Source organism: Streptomyces sp. HD (assembly GCF_028369295.1).
Taxonomy (GTDB): domain Bacteria; phylum Actinomycetota; class Actinomycetes; order Streptomycetales; family Streptomycetaceae; genus Streptomyces.
The window spans coordinates 85,000-99,783 of record NZ_JAQMYP010000039.1 but is presented as its reverse complement, the minus strand read 5'-3'; the positions used below and the strand labels follow the sequence as shown (position 1 = coordinate 99,783).

At 71.9% G+C, this 14,784-nt stretch carries 15 protein-coding genes; 5 read left to right on the top strand and 10 right to left on the bottom strand.

The window, feature by feature from the left end:
- Window positions 1-713 (bottom strand): maltotransferase domain-containing protein (locus POF73_RS31855; RefSeq protein ID WP_272122467.1); only part of this gene is annotated, 713 nt, incomplete at its 3' end.
- A gap of 80 nt (window positions 714-793) precedes the next feature.
- The gene (locus tag POF73_RS31850; RefSeq protein WP_272122465.1) at window positions 794-1,096 is read right to left on the bottom strand and encodes a DUF5133 domain-containing protein; all 303 of its coding nucleotides are present in this window, start codon (window positions 1,094-1,096) and stop codon (window positions 794-796) included.
- Window positions 1,097-1,395: 299 nt separating this feature from the next.
- On the opposite strand from POF73_RS31850, the gene POF73_RS31845 reads away from it, so the two are divergent.
- Both POF73_RS31845 and glgX read left to right on the top strand, forming a co-directional pair.
- Complete coding sequence (locus POF73_RS31845) at window positions 1,396-1,908, top strand: pep a2 (protein WP_272122463.1); 513 nt, start codon at window positions 1,396-1,398, stop codon at window positions 1,906-1,908.
- A complete protein-coding gene (gene glgX, locus POF73_RS31840; RefSeq protein ID WP_272122461.1) occupies window positions 1,905-4,061 on the top strand; it encodes a glycogen debranching protein GlgX in 2,157 nt (718 codons plus the stop codon). Before POF73_RS31845 ends, glgX begins: the two co-directional genes overlap by 4 nt.
- Window positions 4,062-4,088: 27 nt before the next feature.
- Here glgX and POF73_RS31835 read toward each other — a convergent pair whose 3' ends face one another.
- Entirely contained in the window at window positions 4,089-4,889 is an 801-nt protein-coding gene (locus POF73_RS31835; RefSeq protein ID WP_272122460.1) for a VOC family protein, read from the bottom strand.
- A gap of 180 nt (window positions 4,890-5,069) precedes the next feature.
- Between POF73_RS31835 and POF73_RS31830 the strand changes: the two genes are divergently transcribed.
- Entirely contained in the window at window positions 5,070-5,408 is a 339-nt protein-coding gene (locus tag POF73_RS31830; RefSeq protein ID WP_272122458.1) for an ANTAR domain-containing protein, read from the top strand.
- 18 nt (window positions 5,409-5,426) lie between these two features.
- On the opposite strand, the gene POF73_RS31825 is transcribed toward POF73_RS31830, so the two are convergent.
- Window positions 5,427-6,218, bottom strand: coding sequence for a SigB/SigF/SigG family RNA polymerase sigma factor (locus tag POF73_RS31825; protein WP_272122456.1), 792 nt, complete (start codon window positions 6,216-6,218; stop codon window positions 5,427-5,429).
- 456 nt (window positions 6,219-6,674) lie between these two features.
- On the opposite strand from POF73_RS31825, the gene POF73_RS31820 reads away from it, so the two are divergent.
- A complete protein-coding gene (locus POF73_RS31820; RefSeq protein ID WP_272122453.1) occupies window positions 6,675-7,193 on the top strand; it encodes a hypothetical protein in 519 nt (172 codons plus the stop codon).
- Window positions 7,194-7,254: 61 nt separating this feature from the next.
- Here POF73_RS31820 and hemC read toward each other — a convergent pair whose 3' ends face one another.
- Window positions 7,255-8,190 carry a hydroxymethylbilane synthase gene (gene hemC / locus POF73_RS31815; RefSeq protein WP_272122451.1) on the bottom strand — a complete coding sequence of 312 codons (936 nt, stop codon included), beginning with the start codon at window positions 8,188-8,190 and terminating at the stop codon, window positions 7,255-7,257.
- A 17-nt stretch (window positions 8,191-8,207) separates the two neighbouring features.
- Entirely contained in the window at window positions 8,208-9,473 is a 1,266-nt protein-coding gene (locus POF73_RS31810) for an MFS transporter (RefSeq protein WP_272122449.1), read from the bottom strand.
- 105 nt (window positions 9,474-9,578) lie between these two features.
- Between POF73_RS31810 and POF73_RS31805 the strand changes: the two genes are divergently transcribed.
- Window positions 9,579-10,586 (top strand): ArsR/SmtB family transcription factor, encoded by a 1,008-nt coding sequence (locus POF73_RS31805; RefSeq protein ID WP_272122447.1) that lies wholly within the window; start codon window positions 9,579-9,581, stop codon window positions 10,584-10,586.
- A 28-nt stretch (window positions 10,587-10,614) separates the two neighbouring features.
- Here the strand turns inward: POF73_RS31805 and POF73_RS31800 are convergent, their stop codons facing one another.
- The 4 genes from POF73_RS31800 to POF73_RS31785 all read right to left on the bottom strand — a co-directional run bounded on the left by POF73_RS31800 (window position 10,615) and on the right by POF73_RS31785 (window position 14,621).
- Window positions 10,615-11,391, bottom strand: a complete 777-nt coding sequence (locus POF73_RS31800; protein WP_272122445.1) for an NPP1 family protein — start codon at window positions 11,389-11,391, stop codon at window positions 10,615-10,617.
- 156 nt (window positions 11,392-11,547) lie between these two features.
- Window positions 11,548-12,528, bottom strand: coding sequence for a non-homologous end-joining DNA ligase (gene ligD / locus POF73_RS31795; protein ID WP_272122443.1), 981 nt, complete (start codon window positions 12,526-12,528; stop codon window positions 11,548-11,550).
- Between the two features lie 101 nt (window positions 12,529-12,629).
- Window positions 12,630-13,316 (bottom strand): response regulator, encoded by a 687-nt coding sequence (locus POF73_RS31790; RefSeq protein WP_272122441.1) that lies wholly within the window; start codon window positions 13,314-13,316, stop codon window positions 12,630-12,632.
- Window positions 13,317-13,466: 150 nt separating this feature from the next.
- Entirely contained in the window at window positions 13,467-14,621 is a 1,155-nt protein-coding gene (locus POF73_RS31785; RefSeq protein ID WP_272122439.1) for a sensor histidine kinase, read from the bottom strand.
- Between the last annotated feature and the right edge of the window lie 163 nt (window positions 14,622-14,784).

The window sequence follows — 14,784 nt, the reverse complement described above, 5'->3', positions numbered from 1 at the left end:
TCGGGCAGCCGGCGGGCGGCGGTGGTGAAGGTGCCGTGGGGGTGTTCGGGGGTGCCCTCGGAGCGGGGGAAGAACTCGTACCAGGAGCCGTACAGGGCGCGTTCGCGCTCCACCAGCAGGGGCAGCGGCTCGGAGGCGGTGACCAGGTCCCGCAGCGGATACCGCCCCAACACCGCGTCCACGTTCGCCGCGAAGGCCGCCGCCAGCCGCGACTCGGGCGGCAGCGAGTCGTCCCGCAACGCGTTCGCGGCGGCCATCACCGTCGCCCGCCCCGCGTCGTCGGGCACTCCGGCGGCCGCACGCTCGTACAGGTCGCCGCCCTCCTCCAGGACCAGCCCGACGTCGATCCCGGCCGGGATCTTGATCCGGGCGTGATGCCGCCAGGTCGTGACCGGATCGCTCCAGGCCTCCACATGGAACGTCCAGCGGCCCACCGAGGGCGGTGTCACCTTGGCGCCCCAGCGGTCGGTGCCCGGAGCCAGTTCGTGCATGGGCGTCCAGGGGCCGGGACGGCCGTCCGGATCGGTCAGCACGACATTGGCGGCCACGGCGTCATGGCCCTCGCGGAACACGGTGGCGGAGACCTCGAAGGTCTCTCCCGCAACCGCCTTCGCCGGATGCCGGCCGCACTCCACGGCCGGCCGCACATCGCGTACCGGGATGCGGCCGATGGTCCCGGTGCCTGCACCGGCCCTGCTCTTGGTCCTGCCCATGGTTCACCTCCACCGTGCTCAAGGCCGGGCACCAGGCCCGGCCGGGGATCCAACTGCGCCGGAAGGCGCCGGTCCGCGTGCTATCTCCCCGCGAGGAAACGCCACCGCCGTGATCTCGGCGGACCCCGCCGCGCCGCCGGGCGGGTACGGGTCCGCTCGTCCTGCTCCCGGAGGTAGGCCGCCAGGGTGATGCGCAGATAGCGCTCCGCCGCGTCCACGGCCTCGCGCGCGCAGCGCTTCCCCATCAGGACGCACAGCGTGTAGCCGGCGTCCTCGAACGTGGCGCGCACCGCGTGGTCGGCCGGGGCCGCGAGCATGGCGCGTTCCCAGGCCCGGTATCGCCGCAGTTGCCGGGCGACTTCGGCTTTGGCCGGTAGCAGCATGGCGCCGTTCACCTTCCGGGCTGCTCGATGACGCGTCTCCCGACCGTCGGGCGGAACCCGTGCGCGCACACGCACGGGTTCCGTTACGGGCATCGAGGTCTTCACACATGGTGCATGGTCGATGACGCAGCGTCCTGTTGGAGCTTCAACTACCCCGGGCGCGCGTTCCTGTTGCACGAATGGCGTACGGCACTCACCCTGGAGTGACTCAGAAGCGATCAGTGCTCACGCTCCGTGTTCGGGGCCCGTCCCGCAGGGGCGAGGAGAGCGGGAGCTTTCGCGGTGAGGAGGTAACGACGGTGAAGACCGCAGTGCCCTGCTACTACCACCTCGATGTGGAAGTCAGCCCCGAACGGGTGGGTCAGGTCAGCCGAATTCTGGCCGCCCACCTCCGGTACTGGGACCTGGAGACCCTTGTCGAGCCCGTCCGCCGCGGCACGGAGATGCTGCTGCGGGCCATCGACGAGCATGCGACGGACAAGAGCACCTCGATCGAGATGTGGTGGAACGGCCAGCACCTCATCACCGCCATCGGCGACAACGACCGCGCCCTGCGCCCGGACCACGAACTGCGCGCCTGCCTGCAACACCTCGCGGCGATGAGCGACGGCTGGGGCTGCTGTGCCACCGGGACCGGCAGCAAGGTGATCTGGTTCTCCCAGCGCGCCCGCGCCGGCGAGCGCGCCCCGCTCATGCCGGCGGCTCCCGCACCCAGCCTGCGCGAGGCGCGCGGAGTGCCCCGCGAGGTGCCCGTCACGGCCCTGGCCGACGCGGTGGGCACCCGGGACGAAGTCCTGGAGGAGGCCCGGTGACCGCGAGACGGCGCCGCAAGGAAGTGAGCAAAGGGGTGCCCGCGTGGAGCGGGCACCCCTATCCGCTGGGTGCGGCCTTCGACGGTCAGGGCACGAACTTCGCCCTGTTCAGCGAGGTCGCCGACCGCGTCGAACTCGTCCTCGTCGACGACAAGGGCCGGCACACCCCGGTGCCGCTCACCGAGGTCGACGGCTTCGTCTGGCACGGCTATCTGCCCGGCATCGGTCCGGGCCAGCGCTACGGCTACCGGGTCCACGGCCCCTGGGACCCGGACCTCGGCCACCGGTGCAACCCGGCCAAGTTGCTGCTCGACCCGTACAGCCGGGCCGTGGACGGCCAGGTCGACAACCACGCCTCCCTGTTCGAGCGCACCCCGGGCGCCCCGTCCCCGGCGGACAGCGCCGGGCACACCATGCTCGGCGTGGTGACCGACCCGCACTTCGACTGGGGCGAGGACCGTCCCCCCAGGCTGCCGTACGCCGACACCGTCATCTACGAGGCGCACGTACGCGGCCTCACCCGCACCCACCCCGACGTCCCGCCGGACCTGCGTGGCACCTATGCCGGGCTCGCGCACCCCGCGGTCGTCGAGCATCTGACGTCCCTCGGGGTGACCGCCGTCGAGCTGATGCCGGTCCACCAGTACGTCCAGGACGGCGTACTGCTCGACCGAGGTCTGTCCAACTACTGGGGCTACAACACGATCGGTTTCTTCGCACCGCACAACGCCTACGCCGCCCACGGCACCCGCGGCGAACAGGTCGATGAGTTCAAGGCCATGGTGAAGGCGCTGCACGCGGCCGGCCTCGAAGTGATCCTCGACGTCGTCTACAACCACACCGCCGAGGGCAACGAGCGGGGCCCCACCCTGTCCTTCCGCGGTATCGACAACGCCTCGTACTACCGCCTCGTGGACGGCGACTGGGCGCACTACTACGACACCACCGGCACCGGCAACAGCCTGCTGATGCGCCACCCCTACGTGCTCCAGCTGATCATGGACTCGCTGCGGTACTGGGTGACCGAGATGCACGTCGACGGCTTCCGCTTCGACCTCGCGGCCACCCTCGCCCGCCAGTTCCACGAGGTGGACCGCCTCTCGGCGTTCTTCGACCTGATCCAGCAGGACCCGGTGATCAGCCGCGTCAAGCTGATCGCCGAGCCCTGGGACGTGGGGGAGGGCGGGTACCAGGTGGGCAACTTCCCGCCGCTGTGGTCGGAGTGGAACGGCAAGTACCGGGACGCCGTACGGGATTTCTGGCGCGCCGAACCCGGTTCGCTCGGTGAGTTCGCCTCCCGGCTGACCGGCTCCGCCGACCTGTACGCCCACAGCCGGCGCCGTCCGCGCGCCAGCGTCAACTTCGTCACCGCGCACGACGGGTTCACCCTGCGCGACCTCGTCGCCTACAACGACAAGCGCAACGAGGCCAACGGCGAGGGCAACCGCGACGGCGAGAACCACAACCGGTCCTGGAACTGCGGCGCCGAGGGCGAGAGCCGCGACCCGGCGGTCCTGCGACTGCGCGCCCGACAGCAGCGCAACTTCCTGGTGACGCTGCTGCTGTCCCAGGGCATCCCCATGCTCTGCCACGGCGACGAACTCGGCCGCACCCAGCGAGGCAACAACAACGCCTACTGCCAGGACAACGACCTCTCCTGGATCGACTGGCGCCTCACCGAGGATCAGCGCGCCCTCGCGGAGTTCACCCGCTACGTCATCGCCCTGCGCGCCGCCCACCCCGTCCTGCGCCGCCGCCGCTTCTTCCGCGGCGAAACCCCCACCCACCCCGACCAACCCCTGCCCGACCTGGTGTGGCTGCAGCCGGACGGCGACGAAATGACCGACGACGACTGGCACCGCCCCGACGCCCACTCCCTCGCGGTCTTCCTCAACGGCGACGCCATCGCCGAGCCGGACTGGTGCGGGCGGCCGGTCGTGGACGACTCGTTCCTTCTGCTTCTCAACGCCTACTGGGAGCCGGTGGAGTTCCTGCTGCCGGACGTCGCGTACGGCGAACGCTGGACGACTCTGATCGACACGGCCGAGACACAGGGGCCGCCCGACGAGCAGGAGCACAAGGCGGCGACCCGGGTGCTGGTCGAGCGCCGAAGCCTGGTGCTCCTGTCGAGACCGTCCCGCACGACCTCGTAGCCGCGGCCTCCACCGAAGTCGCGGCTTCTACCGATCACGTCGCAAGGTCACCGTGAACTGTGCCCCGTCCGGATCCCGCAGCACGGCCTCGTCAATGACCTTCGACAGCACGCTCCCCCCGTGCAGCTCCGCCGCCCGCGCGCACCCTTCCACGTCGGGCACCGCGAAGTGCACCTGCCAGTGCGGCCGGATCGTCGGATCGGGCGCGGCCTCCAGCGCCCCCGACTCGATCCGCGCCACCACGTCCCCGCCGCTGCGCAGCACGACCTCGCCGCCCTCGTAGCGGACCTCGCAGCAGCCCGGCCGCTCCGTCGCCCAGTCCAGGACCTCGCCGTAGAACATGGCGGCGTCGAAGGCGTCGCGGGTGTGGAGCCGGATGAACGTCGGTGCGGCACGGCGCCAGGTCTCCCAGTTGGAGATGAGCTCCCCCTCCCAGACGCCGAACGTCGCCCCGTCCCGGTCGGCGAGCAGCGCCGCCCGCCCCGGCGGCAGGGACAGCGGCCCGACGGCACTGGTGCCGCCGCGCTCCTGCACCCGGGCCACGGCCTCGTCCGCGCTGGGCACGGCGAAGTACGGCGTCCAGGCCACGGCCATCTGCCACATCGAGGCGACCGCGGCGATCCCGGCCACCGGCACGCTCTGCGCCAGCGCGACCCGGAACCGGTCGCCCAGCTTGGCCGGCCGCCAGCGCCAGCCGAGTACGGCCGAGTAGAACGCCTGCGTGGCCTCCAGGTCGCGGCTGGTCAGGCTCACCCAGCAGGGTGCGCCGAACACGGAGTGGGTGGACACGACCTCGGCCGTGCCCCTGGGGGTCTTCACATCGTTCATGTCAGTCGCGTCCTGGTCTCGCCCGACCGGCGGCCACCGGTGCTCTCCCAGTGTCCGGCGAGATGCCCTCCGGGGCCTGTCGAGTAGGCCTGTCGAGTACCCCTGCCGGGGCGGCGAAACAGCTGAGGAACGGCCTCCGCTTCTCTGGCCTGCGACTGGCAAAAAGACGATTATGGAGACGTGGCACCGACACCGAACGAGCCCGCCGACGGGAACGAGACCGACCGGATCCTCGAACTTGAGGAGGAGGTCGACCAGCTCAAGGCGGCGGTCGTCTCGCACGCCGTCGTGGACCAGGCCATCGGAATGGTGGTCGCTCTCGGCCGCGTGGCGCCGCACCAGGGGTGGGCCGTGCTGAAGGACGTCTCCCAGCACACGAACATCAAGCTCCGCCAGGTCGCGGAGCTGATTCTCATCTGGGGCCGGGACGGTGAAATGCCCGCCGAGATCCGCGTCGAACTCGAAGAGGCCCTCGAACGGTACGGTCCGACGCAGATTCCGGGATCACCGCAGGAGTAGACGCACCAGCCTGGGTTTTCAGCGGGCCTCGGCGAGCAGTTCCTCTCGCAGATGGGCGAAGCAGCCGCTCAGCAGCCGGGACACATGCATCTGTGAGATGCCGAGCTGCGTGGCGATGCGACTCTGGGTCATACCGCCGAAGAAGCGCAGGTAGAGAATGGTCCGTTCGCGCTCCGGCAGCCGCTGCAGACACGGCTGGACGGACACGCGGTCGACGATCACCTCGTACGCCGGATCCGGGCCGCCTATCGCGTCTCCCAGCGCGTAGCCGTCGGTGCCGGGCATCTCCGCCTCCAGCGACAGCGCGGAGAAGCACTCCAGGGCCTCCATGCCGGTGCGCACCTCTCCCTCGCTCAGATGCGCGTGATCGGCGATCTCGGACACGGTGGGCGCCCGCCCCGGAGTCAGCTGCGACAGCTCCTTCGCGGAGCTCCGCACCCGGTTGCGCAGGTCCTGGACCCGGCGCGGCACGTGCAGCGTCCACATGTGGTCGCGGAAGTGCCGCTTGATCTCGCCGGTGATGGTGGGCACCGCGTACGCCTCGAAGGCGTGGCCGCGGGCCGGGTCGTAGTGGTCGACGGCCTTCACGAGCCCCAGGGCGGCCACCTGGTACAGGTCCTCAAGGGACTCGCCGCGGCCCTTGAACCGGACGGCGATCCGCTCGGCCATGGGCAGCCACGCCTGAACCAGTTCGTCTCTGAGGGTCTTGCGCTCCGGACCGTCGGGCAGTCCCACGAGCCGTTCGAAGGCCTCGATCGTGTCGGGGGCGTCGTCGTGCGGGTGCTGCTTCGTTCTGGTGGTGGCACTCATCCGTGCGCACCTCCTCGGCAGGTGCCGGCTGGACGGACACCATGGGAGGCGCGGACTCGGACCACATGGAGGACATCCAGGGGCCCGAAAGCGCCGGCTCCCACGGACGTGCCTCCTGTCCGAAGCACATAGTGGGGAATTCCCCCCTAAATGGCATCTGAAACGCAATTCGTGAATGCCACTACGTGTCGCTGCCGGGTGACTGTGGGTTTGCCGGTGATCTCGGCATCGCCACGGCCTCCTCGCCGCGGGGGTGGCGGCTCGTCGATCTTGGCCCGGAACGTGATGTGCGGCACGTGGGTGAATGCGCCCGCCGGACCGGAAAGCGGATTCCTCCTGCCCACGGCTTGATCGGTGATCAAGAGGGCGAATGGGCTGGCCACAGCGCATTCTGCTCATTTGACAGTGCCCTGAGCGCAAAGATAGGAAGCAGCTCTCTGGGTCGAGAGGTGGATTGTGTACGAGCCGAACGTGGTCGGGGACTGGCACGAGTACGACGAGCATGCCGGTCTGCGTCTGCGCGTCCACTGCCTGGAAGCCGCCGAGCCGCCCCGCGGACGGGACGAGGCCGCCGAGGGGCTGACGTACTTCAGGGTCCGCGTCACCGTCGAGAACCGCGGCGAGCGGCATCTCGGCATCCACCTGGAGGACGGCCAGATCGACGTGCGGATCGGCCGCGACGGCGAGGCCGCGTTCATCGACTGGCGCAACTCGCAGTTCATCGAGGGCTTCGACGTCTACCCGCTGCGCCGGGCCACCGCCGTGCTCTACGCCGCGGGCCCGGAGGCGAGCCTGACCCAGGTCGACGTGCAGATCCAGCTGCGTGTCGAGGAGGAGTGGGCGGACCGCCGGCTGTGGACCGGCGGACTCGGCCTCCAGGAGCCGGCCGGCGTCCACGCCGCCACCCTGCGCGACGGCATCGCGCTCCAGGTCAGCAACTTCCTGCGCGAGCAGGCCGAAGAGGGCACCGCCTGACGGGTGAGCGTCCCGGCCGGCGGCGCCGCCCGACGCGGCAGCGCCCGCACGGCCGGGTGGGTCAGTGCGGGATGCCGTCGATGATCTCGCGGGCGCCCTGACGCAGCAGCGCGACGGCGACCGACGTGCCGAGCGTCGCCGGGTCCAGTCGGCCCGCCCACTCGTGCGCGTTCAGCCGCGTCTTGCCGTCCGGCGTGAACACACAGGCCCGCAGCGACAGCTCGCCGCCCCGGTCCACACGCGCGTACCCGGCGATCGGGCTGTTGCAGTGCCCCTGCAGGACATGCAGGAACATGCGCTCGGCAGTGGCCTCCCGATAGGTGTCCGGGTCGCCGAGGCCGCTCACCGCGTCGATGAGCCGGGAGTCGCCCTCCCGGCACTGCAGCGCGAGGATGCCCGCGCCGATCGGTGGCATCATCACGTCGGCGGAGAGGACCTCGCTGATCACATCACCGCGGCCGATGCGCTCCAGGCCGGACACCGCCAGCAGTAGCGCGTCCGCCTCGCCGTCCGCCAGCTTCTGCAGCCGCCGGTTGGCGTTTCCGCGGAACGGTACGCACTCCAGCTGCGGGTGGGTGGCGGCCAGTTGGGCGACCCGGCGCACCGAGGAGGTGCCGATCCGGGTCCCGGCGGGCAGCTCGTCCAGCGTGAGCCCGCCCGGGTGGATGAGGGCGTCGCGGATGTCGTCCCGCTTCAGGAACGCGGCGAACGTCGTCCCCGCGGGCAGTGGCCGGTCGGCGGGGATGTCCTTGAGGCAGTGCACGGCGAGATCGGCCTCGCCCGCCAGCAGAGCGGCGTCGACCTCCTTGGTGAACGCCCCCTTGCCCTCGACCTTGGACAGGTCGCCCATCCACTTGTCGCCGGTCGTCTTCACCGGCACGACCTCGGTGCGCACACCGGGATGCAGGACCGCCAACTCGGCGCGCACACGCTCCACTTGGGCGAGGGCCATCGGCGAGTCGCGGGAGACGATGCGGATCAGTTCAGGGACGGACATGCGGACACGATAGACCGTCACGACCCCGCGTCCGTACGGTACCGCCCTTTTGCGGCCCGCCCCTTCACCCCGCGGCCCGCTGCCGCCCCATGGCCCTCGGCGGCCGCCCCGCCACCGTCCCCGACGCCCACCTGCCCCGGCAGGCCCAGCACCGCGAGCGCCCCCACCGTCAGCAGCCCCCCGACCAGGAACGTGCCGCGCACCCCGACCGAGGGCAGCAGCAGGCCCCCGAGCAGCGCGCCGGCGGCGACGCCCACGTTGAAGGCGGCCGAGTTGGCCGCGAGGGCGGTCTCGGTGCGGCCCGGCGCCACCCGGAGCACCTGGCTCTGCGTCGCCATGAAGACGGGCGCGACCGAGGCGCCCAACAGCATCATCAGCGCGACGCTTGCCGCCGGGACGTGGCCCGCCGCCCAGAGGCCGAGCAGGGCCACCGCCTGGGTCGCCACCGGCACGGCCAGGGTGGCCTGCGGGAACCGGTCGAGCAGAGGCCCGGTCACGGTGACCCCGGCCAGTGCCGCCCCGCCGAACGCGAACAGCACGGCGCTCACCGCGTCCCCGCCGAGCCCGCTCACCTCGTCGAGGAAGGCGACGACATAGGTGAACCCGGCGAAGACACCCGTCACCGACAGGGCGGTCACGCCCAGCACGACGCGGAACCGGCGCCGGTCGGGCGCGGCACCGTAGGCGGAGTGGCCGTCCTGCGGGCGGGACGTGGGCAGCAGGGCGCCGACGGCCACGAGGCAGACGAGCGCGAGGGCGCCGAGCAGGGCGAAGGGTGTCCGCCAGTCGGTGTGCGCACCCAGCCAGGTCCCGGCCGGAACCCCGGCCACCGTCGCCAGGGAACCGCCGACGGACAGCAGCCCGATGATCCGCCCCCGGCGCTCGGGCGGGAACAGACCTACCGCGACCGGCCCCATCACCGCCCAGAACAACGCCTGCGCCGCTGCCGTCACCACCCGCGCCGCCAGCAGCAGCCCGTACGTCACCCCGCCCAGCGCCGACACCCAGCTGGCCACGACGAGCAGTCCCAGCAGCCCCGCGAGCAGATACCGGCGGGGCACGGAACGGCTGACATGGGCGAGCGGCAGCGACACGACGGCCACGGTCAGGCCGTACCCGGTGACCAGCGCGCCCACGGCCGCGAGCGGGACCCGCAGATCCTGTGCCATGAGGGCGAGCAGGCCGACCGGCAGGTTCTCGGTGGTGTTGAAGGTGAACGCCGCCAGCATCAGCGCCGCGACGACGGCGGCCCGCCGCCAGGGTTGTGGACGTACGCTGCTCATCCAACCGCCTTTCCGACCGGGGGAGTCGGAGCAAGCGTGCTGGTCGGCAGCCGAGGCCTCCACTCATTCGGTCCTGGACGAATCGACGCTCACGACGGGGGACGCATGCCTCTGGCCCTGCCGCTCGGCACCGACGACCTCACGCGCTGCCGGTTCGCGATCTCGCCGCTGTGCCAGACCCACGAGGCGCTGCGCATGCTGCGCCGTCCGTCCCGGCACGGCTACCACCGAAGCTGGCTGCGCCGAATGCGCAGTACGGTCACCGGCCTCGACCTGGCATCGCTGTGGCTGTTCATGCCGCCGCCCGGCGGCTACACCCCGGACTTCCTCGGCGCGCCCCCGGAGGAGCCGTACCCCTGCTTCGAGGACGAGCTGGCCCGGATGCGCGCCACCGACCCCGCTCTGGCGCACGCGGAGATGACCCGCTCGTTGGCCTGCACGCCGGGCCTCGCCGAGTCACCCCGAGGGCGTGGCGCGCTGGACGACCCGGCCGCCACGGTCCGGCGCCTCGCCGATCTCACCGAACTGGCCTGGCACGCGCTGCTCGCCCCGGACTGGCCGCGCCACCGCGCCGTGCTGGAGGCGGACATCGCGCACCGGTCGCGGCAGGCGGCGGACGGCGGTCTCGACGCGCTGCTGACCGGCCTGCACCCGGCCGTCGACTGGGCCGACCACACCCTCACCCTGCGCCGGTACGTCGATGTGCCGGACGCCCAGCGCCCCGACGGCAGGGGCGTGTTGCTCATGCCGAGCGTTTTCGTGTGGCCGGACGTGGTCAGCGGCTTCGCCCGGCCCTGGCAGCCGACGGTCATCTATCCCGCCCGGGGCATGGGCCGTCTGCACACCGAGCCGGTGCCACGCCCGCCGGAGGCGCTCGCCCGGCTGCTCGGCCACCAGCGCGCGACCGTCCTCGCGGGCCTTGCGACCCCGTCCTCGACGACGGACCTCGCCCGCCGTCACGCTCTGGCCCCCTCCACCGTGTCGGCCCACCTCTCCGTCCTGCGGGAGGCGGGCCTGCTGGTGTCCCGGCGGCAGGGCCACTACGTGCTGTACGGACGAACGGCCCTGGGCGACGCCCTCCTGGACCGGGGCGTCGGCCCGGAGGCCGTCTGACCGTTCTCGGTGGCGACCGCCCGCGGGATCAGGCGTTCGGGTCGAACGCGATACCGGACGGCTTCGCCGACGCCAGGTGGTTCGTGAAGTTGCCGTCCTTCAGGCCGAAGTTGGCGCTGCCGAAGTTGTACGCGACCAGCTTGTCGCGCACGCCCGACGGGTAGCCGTTCCAGCCGACCAGCGGCGGGTACTGCCAGGTCCCCTTGTGGTTCTCCGGCGGCTCGTCGTTCGAGTTGGCCGGCCGGAAGCAGTGCGTGCTGATGCCGTCCTTGTGGTAGACGATCTTCGCGTGGGTGCCGTCGAAGCGCACCGAGGACGCCGGGCTGATCGTGAACGAGCCGTGGTTGGACGTCGACACGTACTGCACCGCGTTGTTCTGCACCCACACCACGACGTGCTCCCAGTCGTGCCGGTGCCCGCCGATGCTGCTGCCCGCCACCGCCTGGTCCTTCTCGAAGTACAGGCCGTACATGTAGGCGCACCAGCCGTTGTTGCACTTGTAGCGCGAGTAGCCGTTGGTGTTGTCCAGATCCGAGGCGTCACGGCAGTCGCCGCTGAGTGAACCGGTGGGGTTCAGGCCGCCGTTGACGGTGCCGTCGGGGCCGATGGCGGGCGTGGAGTAGCAGCCGTCCGTGTCGTAGTCGAAGGCGGGCTGGTACGTCTGCTCGGCCGCCTCGGCGTTGGCGGGCAGCGCCTTGGGCGGAGCGGCGAAGGCGGTGCTGGGGAAGGCTATGACGAGCGCGGCGGCACCGGCCGCACCGGTGATCCAGCGCTTGCGGTGCGTACGGGACGTCTCTGAAGACACTGCGTCTCCTCGGGGGAAATCGGGCGCAGCCCAACGGTTGTGGGGGGAAAGGCAGTTCAGGATCCTGGCTTTTCACTTCCGTGCCAAGAGCCACGGGGGTACCGGCGGTAACGATCAGCGCAACAGTGAGCGGAAAGCAGGGAGGAAAGCTGTGTGTCAGGCGCTCTCGTCCGGGAGGTGGGCCGCCGACTCCTGCGGTGTGAGGTCGGGCCGCAGCCGCAGCCAGGACGGCTGGCGCAACAGCCCGGAACGGGTGCGCACGCTGTAGCGGACCTCGCCGACCAGCCGGGGCAGCACCCAGTGCGCGCCCGTCACCCGCGGGGCGGGATCGAAGGGGCAGGCGTCGGTTTCCGACGCCCGGAGTAGTTCCGCCAGTTGCGTCCGCTCCGCCTCGCTCCAGCCGGTGCCCACATTGCCGACGTACCGCAGCCGACCGCCCGCGCGCTGTCCGACCAGCACCGAGCCCGGGAGGCCGGTGAGCCGTCCCTTGCCGGGCAGCCAGCCCCCGACGACGACGTCCTCGGTCCGCATGTTGCGGATCTTGATCCAGGCGCGGGAGCGCACCCCGGGCTCGTACACCGAGTCCAGCCGCTTGCACACCAGCCCCTCCAGCCCGTGCTCACGGGTGGCCCGCAGGGCTTCGGCGCCGTGTCCGACCAGCGCGGCCGGCGTCGACCAGAACGGCCCGTCGAGGCCCAGCTCCTCAAGGCGCCCGCGGCGCCGGGTGTAGGGCAGCGTGACGAGGGACTGGCCCGCCAGATGCATCACGTCGAACAGCACCAGATGGACGGGCGTACGGGCCGCCAGCCGGGCGGCCCGCTCGGGCGCGTGTGCCAGCCCCATCCGGGACTGCAGCAACTGGAAGTCGGCGTGCCCCTGTTCGTCCAGCGCCAGGATCTCCCCGTCCAGAACCGCGGAGGTGGCGCCCAGCGCGCCGCCCAGCGGCCGCAGTTCGGGGTAGGCGGCCGTGATGTCCTCGCCGGAACGGGCGCGCAGCAGCAGGCCGCCGTCCCCCTCCAGGTAGACGACCGCGCGCTGGCCGTCCTGCTTGGTCTCGTACGCCCAGCGGGCGTCCTGAGCGGCGGGCGGCAGGGCGCCGGACCTGGCGAGCATGGGAGGGATCAGCGGCAGGCTCACGGGTCAGTCTTCGACGGCCCCGCCCGCCGCCACGCACCCTCGCCGCCGTTTTCCCCTGAACGGCGGCCGTGGCGCACGTCCCCCGGACGACGGCAGCGCCGTCAGCCGTCCCCGTTCGGCGGTACGGCCCGCACCAGACCCGACTGATAGGCCATCACCACGAGTTGGGCGCGGTCCCGGGCGCCCAGCTTCGTCATGGCGCGGTGCACGTGGGTGCGCACGGTCAGCGGGCTGACGAAGAGCTTCTCCGCGATCTCCTCGTTGGAGTGGCCCTCGGCGACCCGGGCCATGACCTCGCGTTCGCGGGCGGTGAGCGCGGCGAGGTCCTCGGGCGAGGCCGACTGCGAGCTCTCGGCGGGAGAGGCCAGGAACCGGGTGATCAGCGTGCGGGTCGCGGTGGGGGAGAGCAGGGACTCGCCGGCGGCCACGGTCCGGATGCCGTCGAGCAGCACGTCCGCGGTGACGTCCTTGCCGAGAAAGCCGCTCGCCCCGGCCCGCAGCGCCCGGGCGACGTACTCGTCGATCTCGAACGTGGTGAGGATCAGCACCCGCACCGCCGTGAGGTCCGGGTCGGCGCAGATCGCGGAGGTGGCGGCCAGCCCGTCGGCGCCGGGCATGCGGATGTCCATCAGGACCAGGTCGGGGCGGTGCGCCCGGGCGAGGTCGACGGCCTCGGCACCGTCGGTGGCCTCGCCGACCACCTCCATGTCCGGGCAGGAGTCGATCAGGATCCGGAACGTGGCCCGCAGCAGGGCCTGGTCGTCGGCGAGCAGTACGCGGATGGTCATGTGCGGGGTTCTTCCGGTTCCGGAGCGGTCGGGTACAGCTTCCAGGGAACAGCCAGGTATGTCGTCGTGCGTCCGCCGACATTCACCGCTACTCGGTTCGCAGTACGTGCCGCGGGCCAGGTCATCCCCGAGGGGGAGCGGGGCTCGTCCTCACCACACGCACGGCAGCTCCACCTCGACCGCCGTCGGCCCGCCCACCGGGCTCGACATCCGCACCGTCCCGTCGAGCGCCGCGACCCGCCGCCGCATCCCGAGCAGCCCCGAACCCTCCGACTCGTCCGCCCCGCCGTGCCCTGCGTCGGCCACCTCGACCCGCAGTCCGCGCCGCACACGGGCGATGCGGACGGCGGCCTCGGAGACGCCGCTGTGCTTGGCGACGTTGGTGAGCGCCTCCGCCACCACGAAGTAGGCGGCCGTCTCCACGGCCGCGGGAGCCCTCGGCCCGTCGTCCTCCAGCCCCGCCACCTCCACGGCCACCCGCAGCCCGCTGCCGGCGGCCAGCGCGCGCACGGCACCCACCAGGCCGCGGTCGGTCAGGATCGGCGGATGGATGCCGCGCACCACCTGCCGCAGCTCCGACAGCGCCTGCTCGGCCTGCTCCTGGGCGTCGTCCAGCAGCCCCCGCGCGGCGTCCGGATCACGGTCGTAGGCGCGCTTGGCGAGCCCGATCCGCATGGACAGCGACACCAGCCGGGCCTGCGCGCCGTCGTGCAGGTCGCGTTCGATACGGCGCAGTTCGGCGCCGTGCGCGGCGATCGCGTCGGCCCGTGTCGCGCTGAGCTGCTCGACCCGTGCGGCGAGCTGTGCCTTCGGGGACGGCCTGAGCAGCGCGGTCGACCAGCCGGCCTCCAGGTCCGCCAGGCGCACGATCCACGGCAGGACCACGGCCCGCCGACGCAGCAGCCCGCACCCCACGCCGTCGACGACGAGCCCGACCGGCCACAGCGGCAGGGCGACGATCAGCAGTGCGCCGTACACGTAGTAGGCGGCCATCCAGCGCAGATCGGTGAGCGTGCCGGGATCGCGCACCGCCGTGCGCAGCCGCCCGGTCAGCGGCCCCTCGATGGTCCGGTACGCCTCGGGGATCTCCCGCCCCGTCCAGGCGGTGGTCAGCCGGCGCTTGGCCCCGGCGATCCGCCGCAGGAGCAGCACCGTCTCGGGCAGCAGCCAGGCGCCGATCACCACGACCGTCCCGACGGCGGTGATCAGCAGCACGGTGATGAAGAGATACATTGCGAAGGCCATCGCGGCGGCCACGAGCAGATGGCCCGTCGCACGCCCGGCCTGCCGCACCGTCGCCCGCATGCCTGTCACGCCAGGCGACCGGGGGCCGCGCGCGGGGGTGCGGACACCCGTGGCGCAGGTGCAGCCCGCTCCACCATGCTCACCCTTTCTTTCAATCAGGTGACTTAGATTGTAGGGGTGAGGAGCCGCGACGGTTCGAAGGGACTGGCCGTCGCGGTGATCG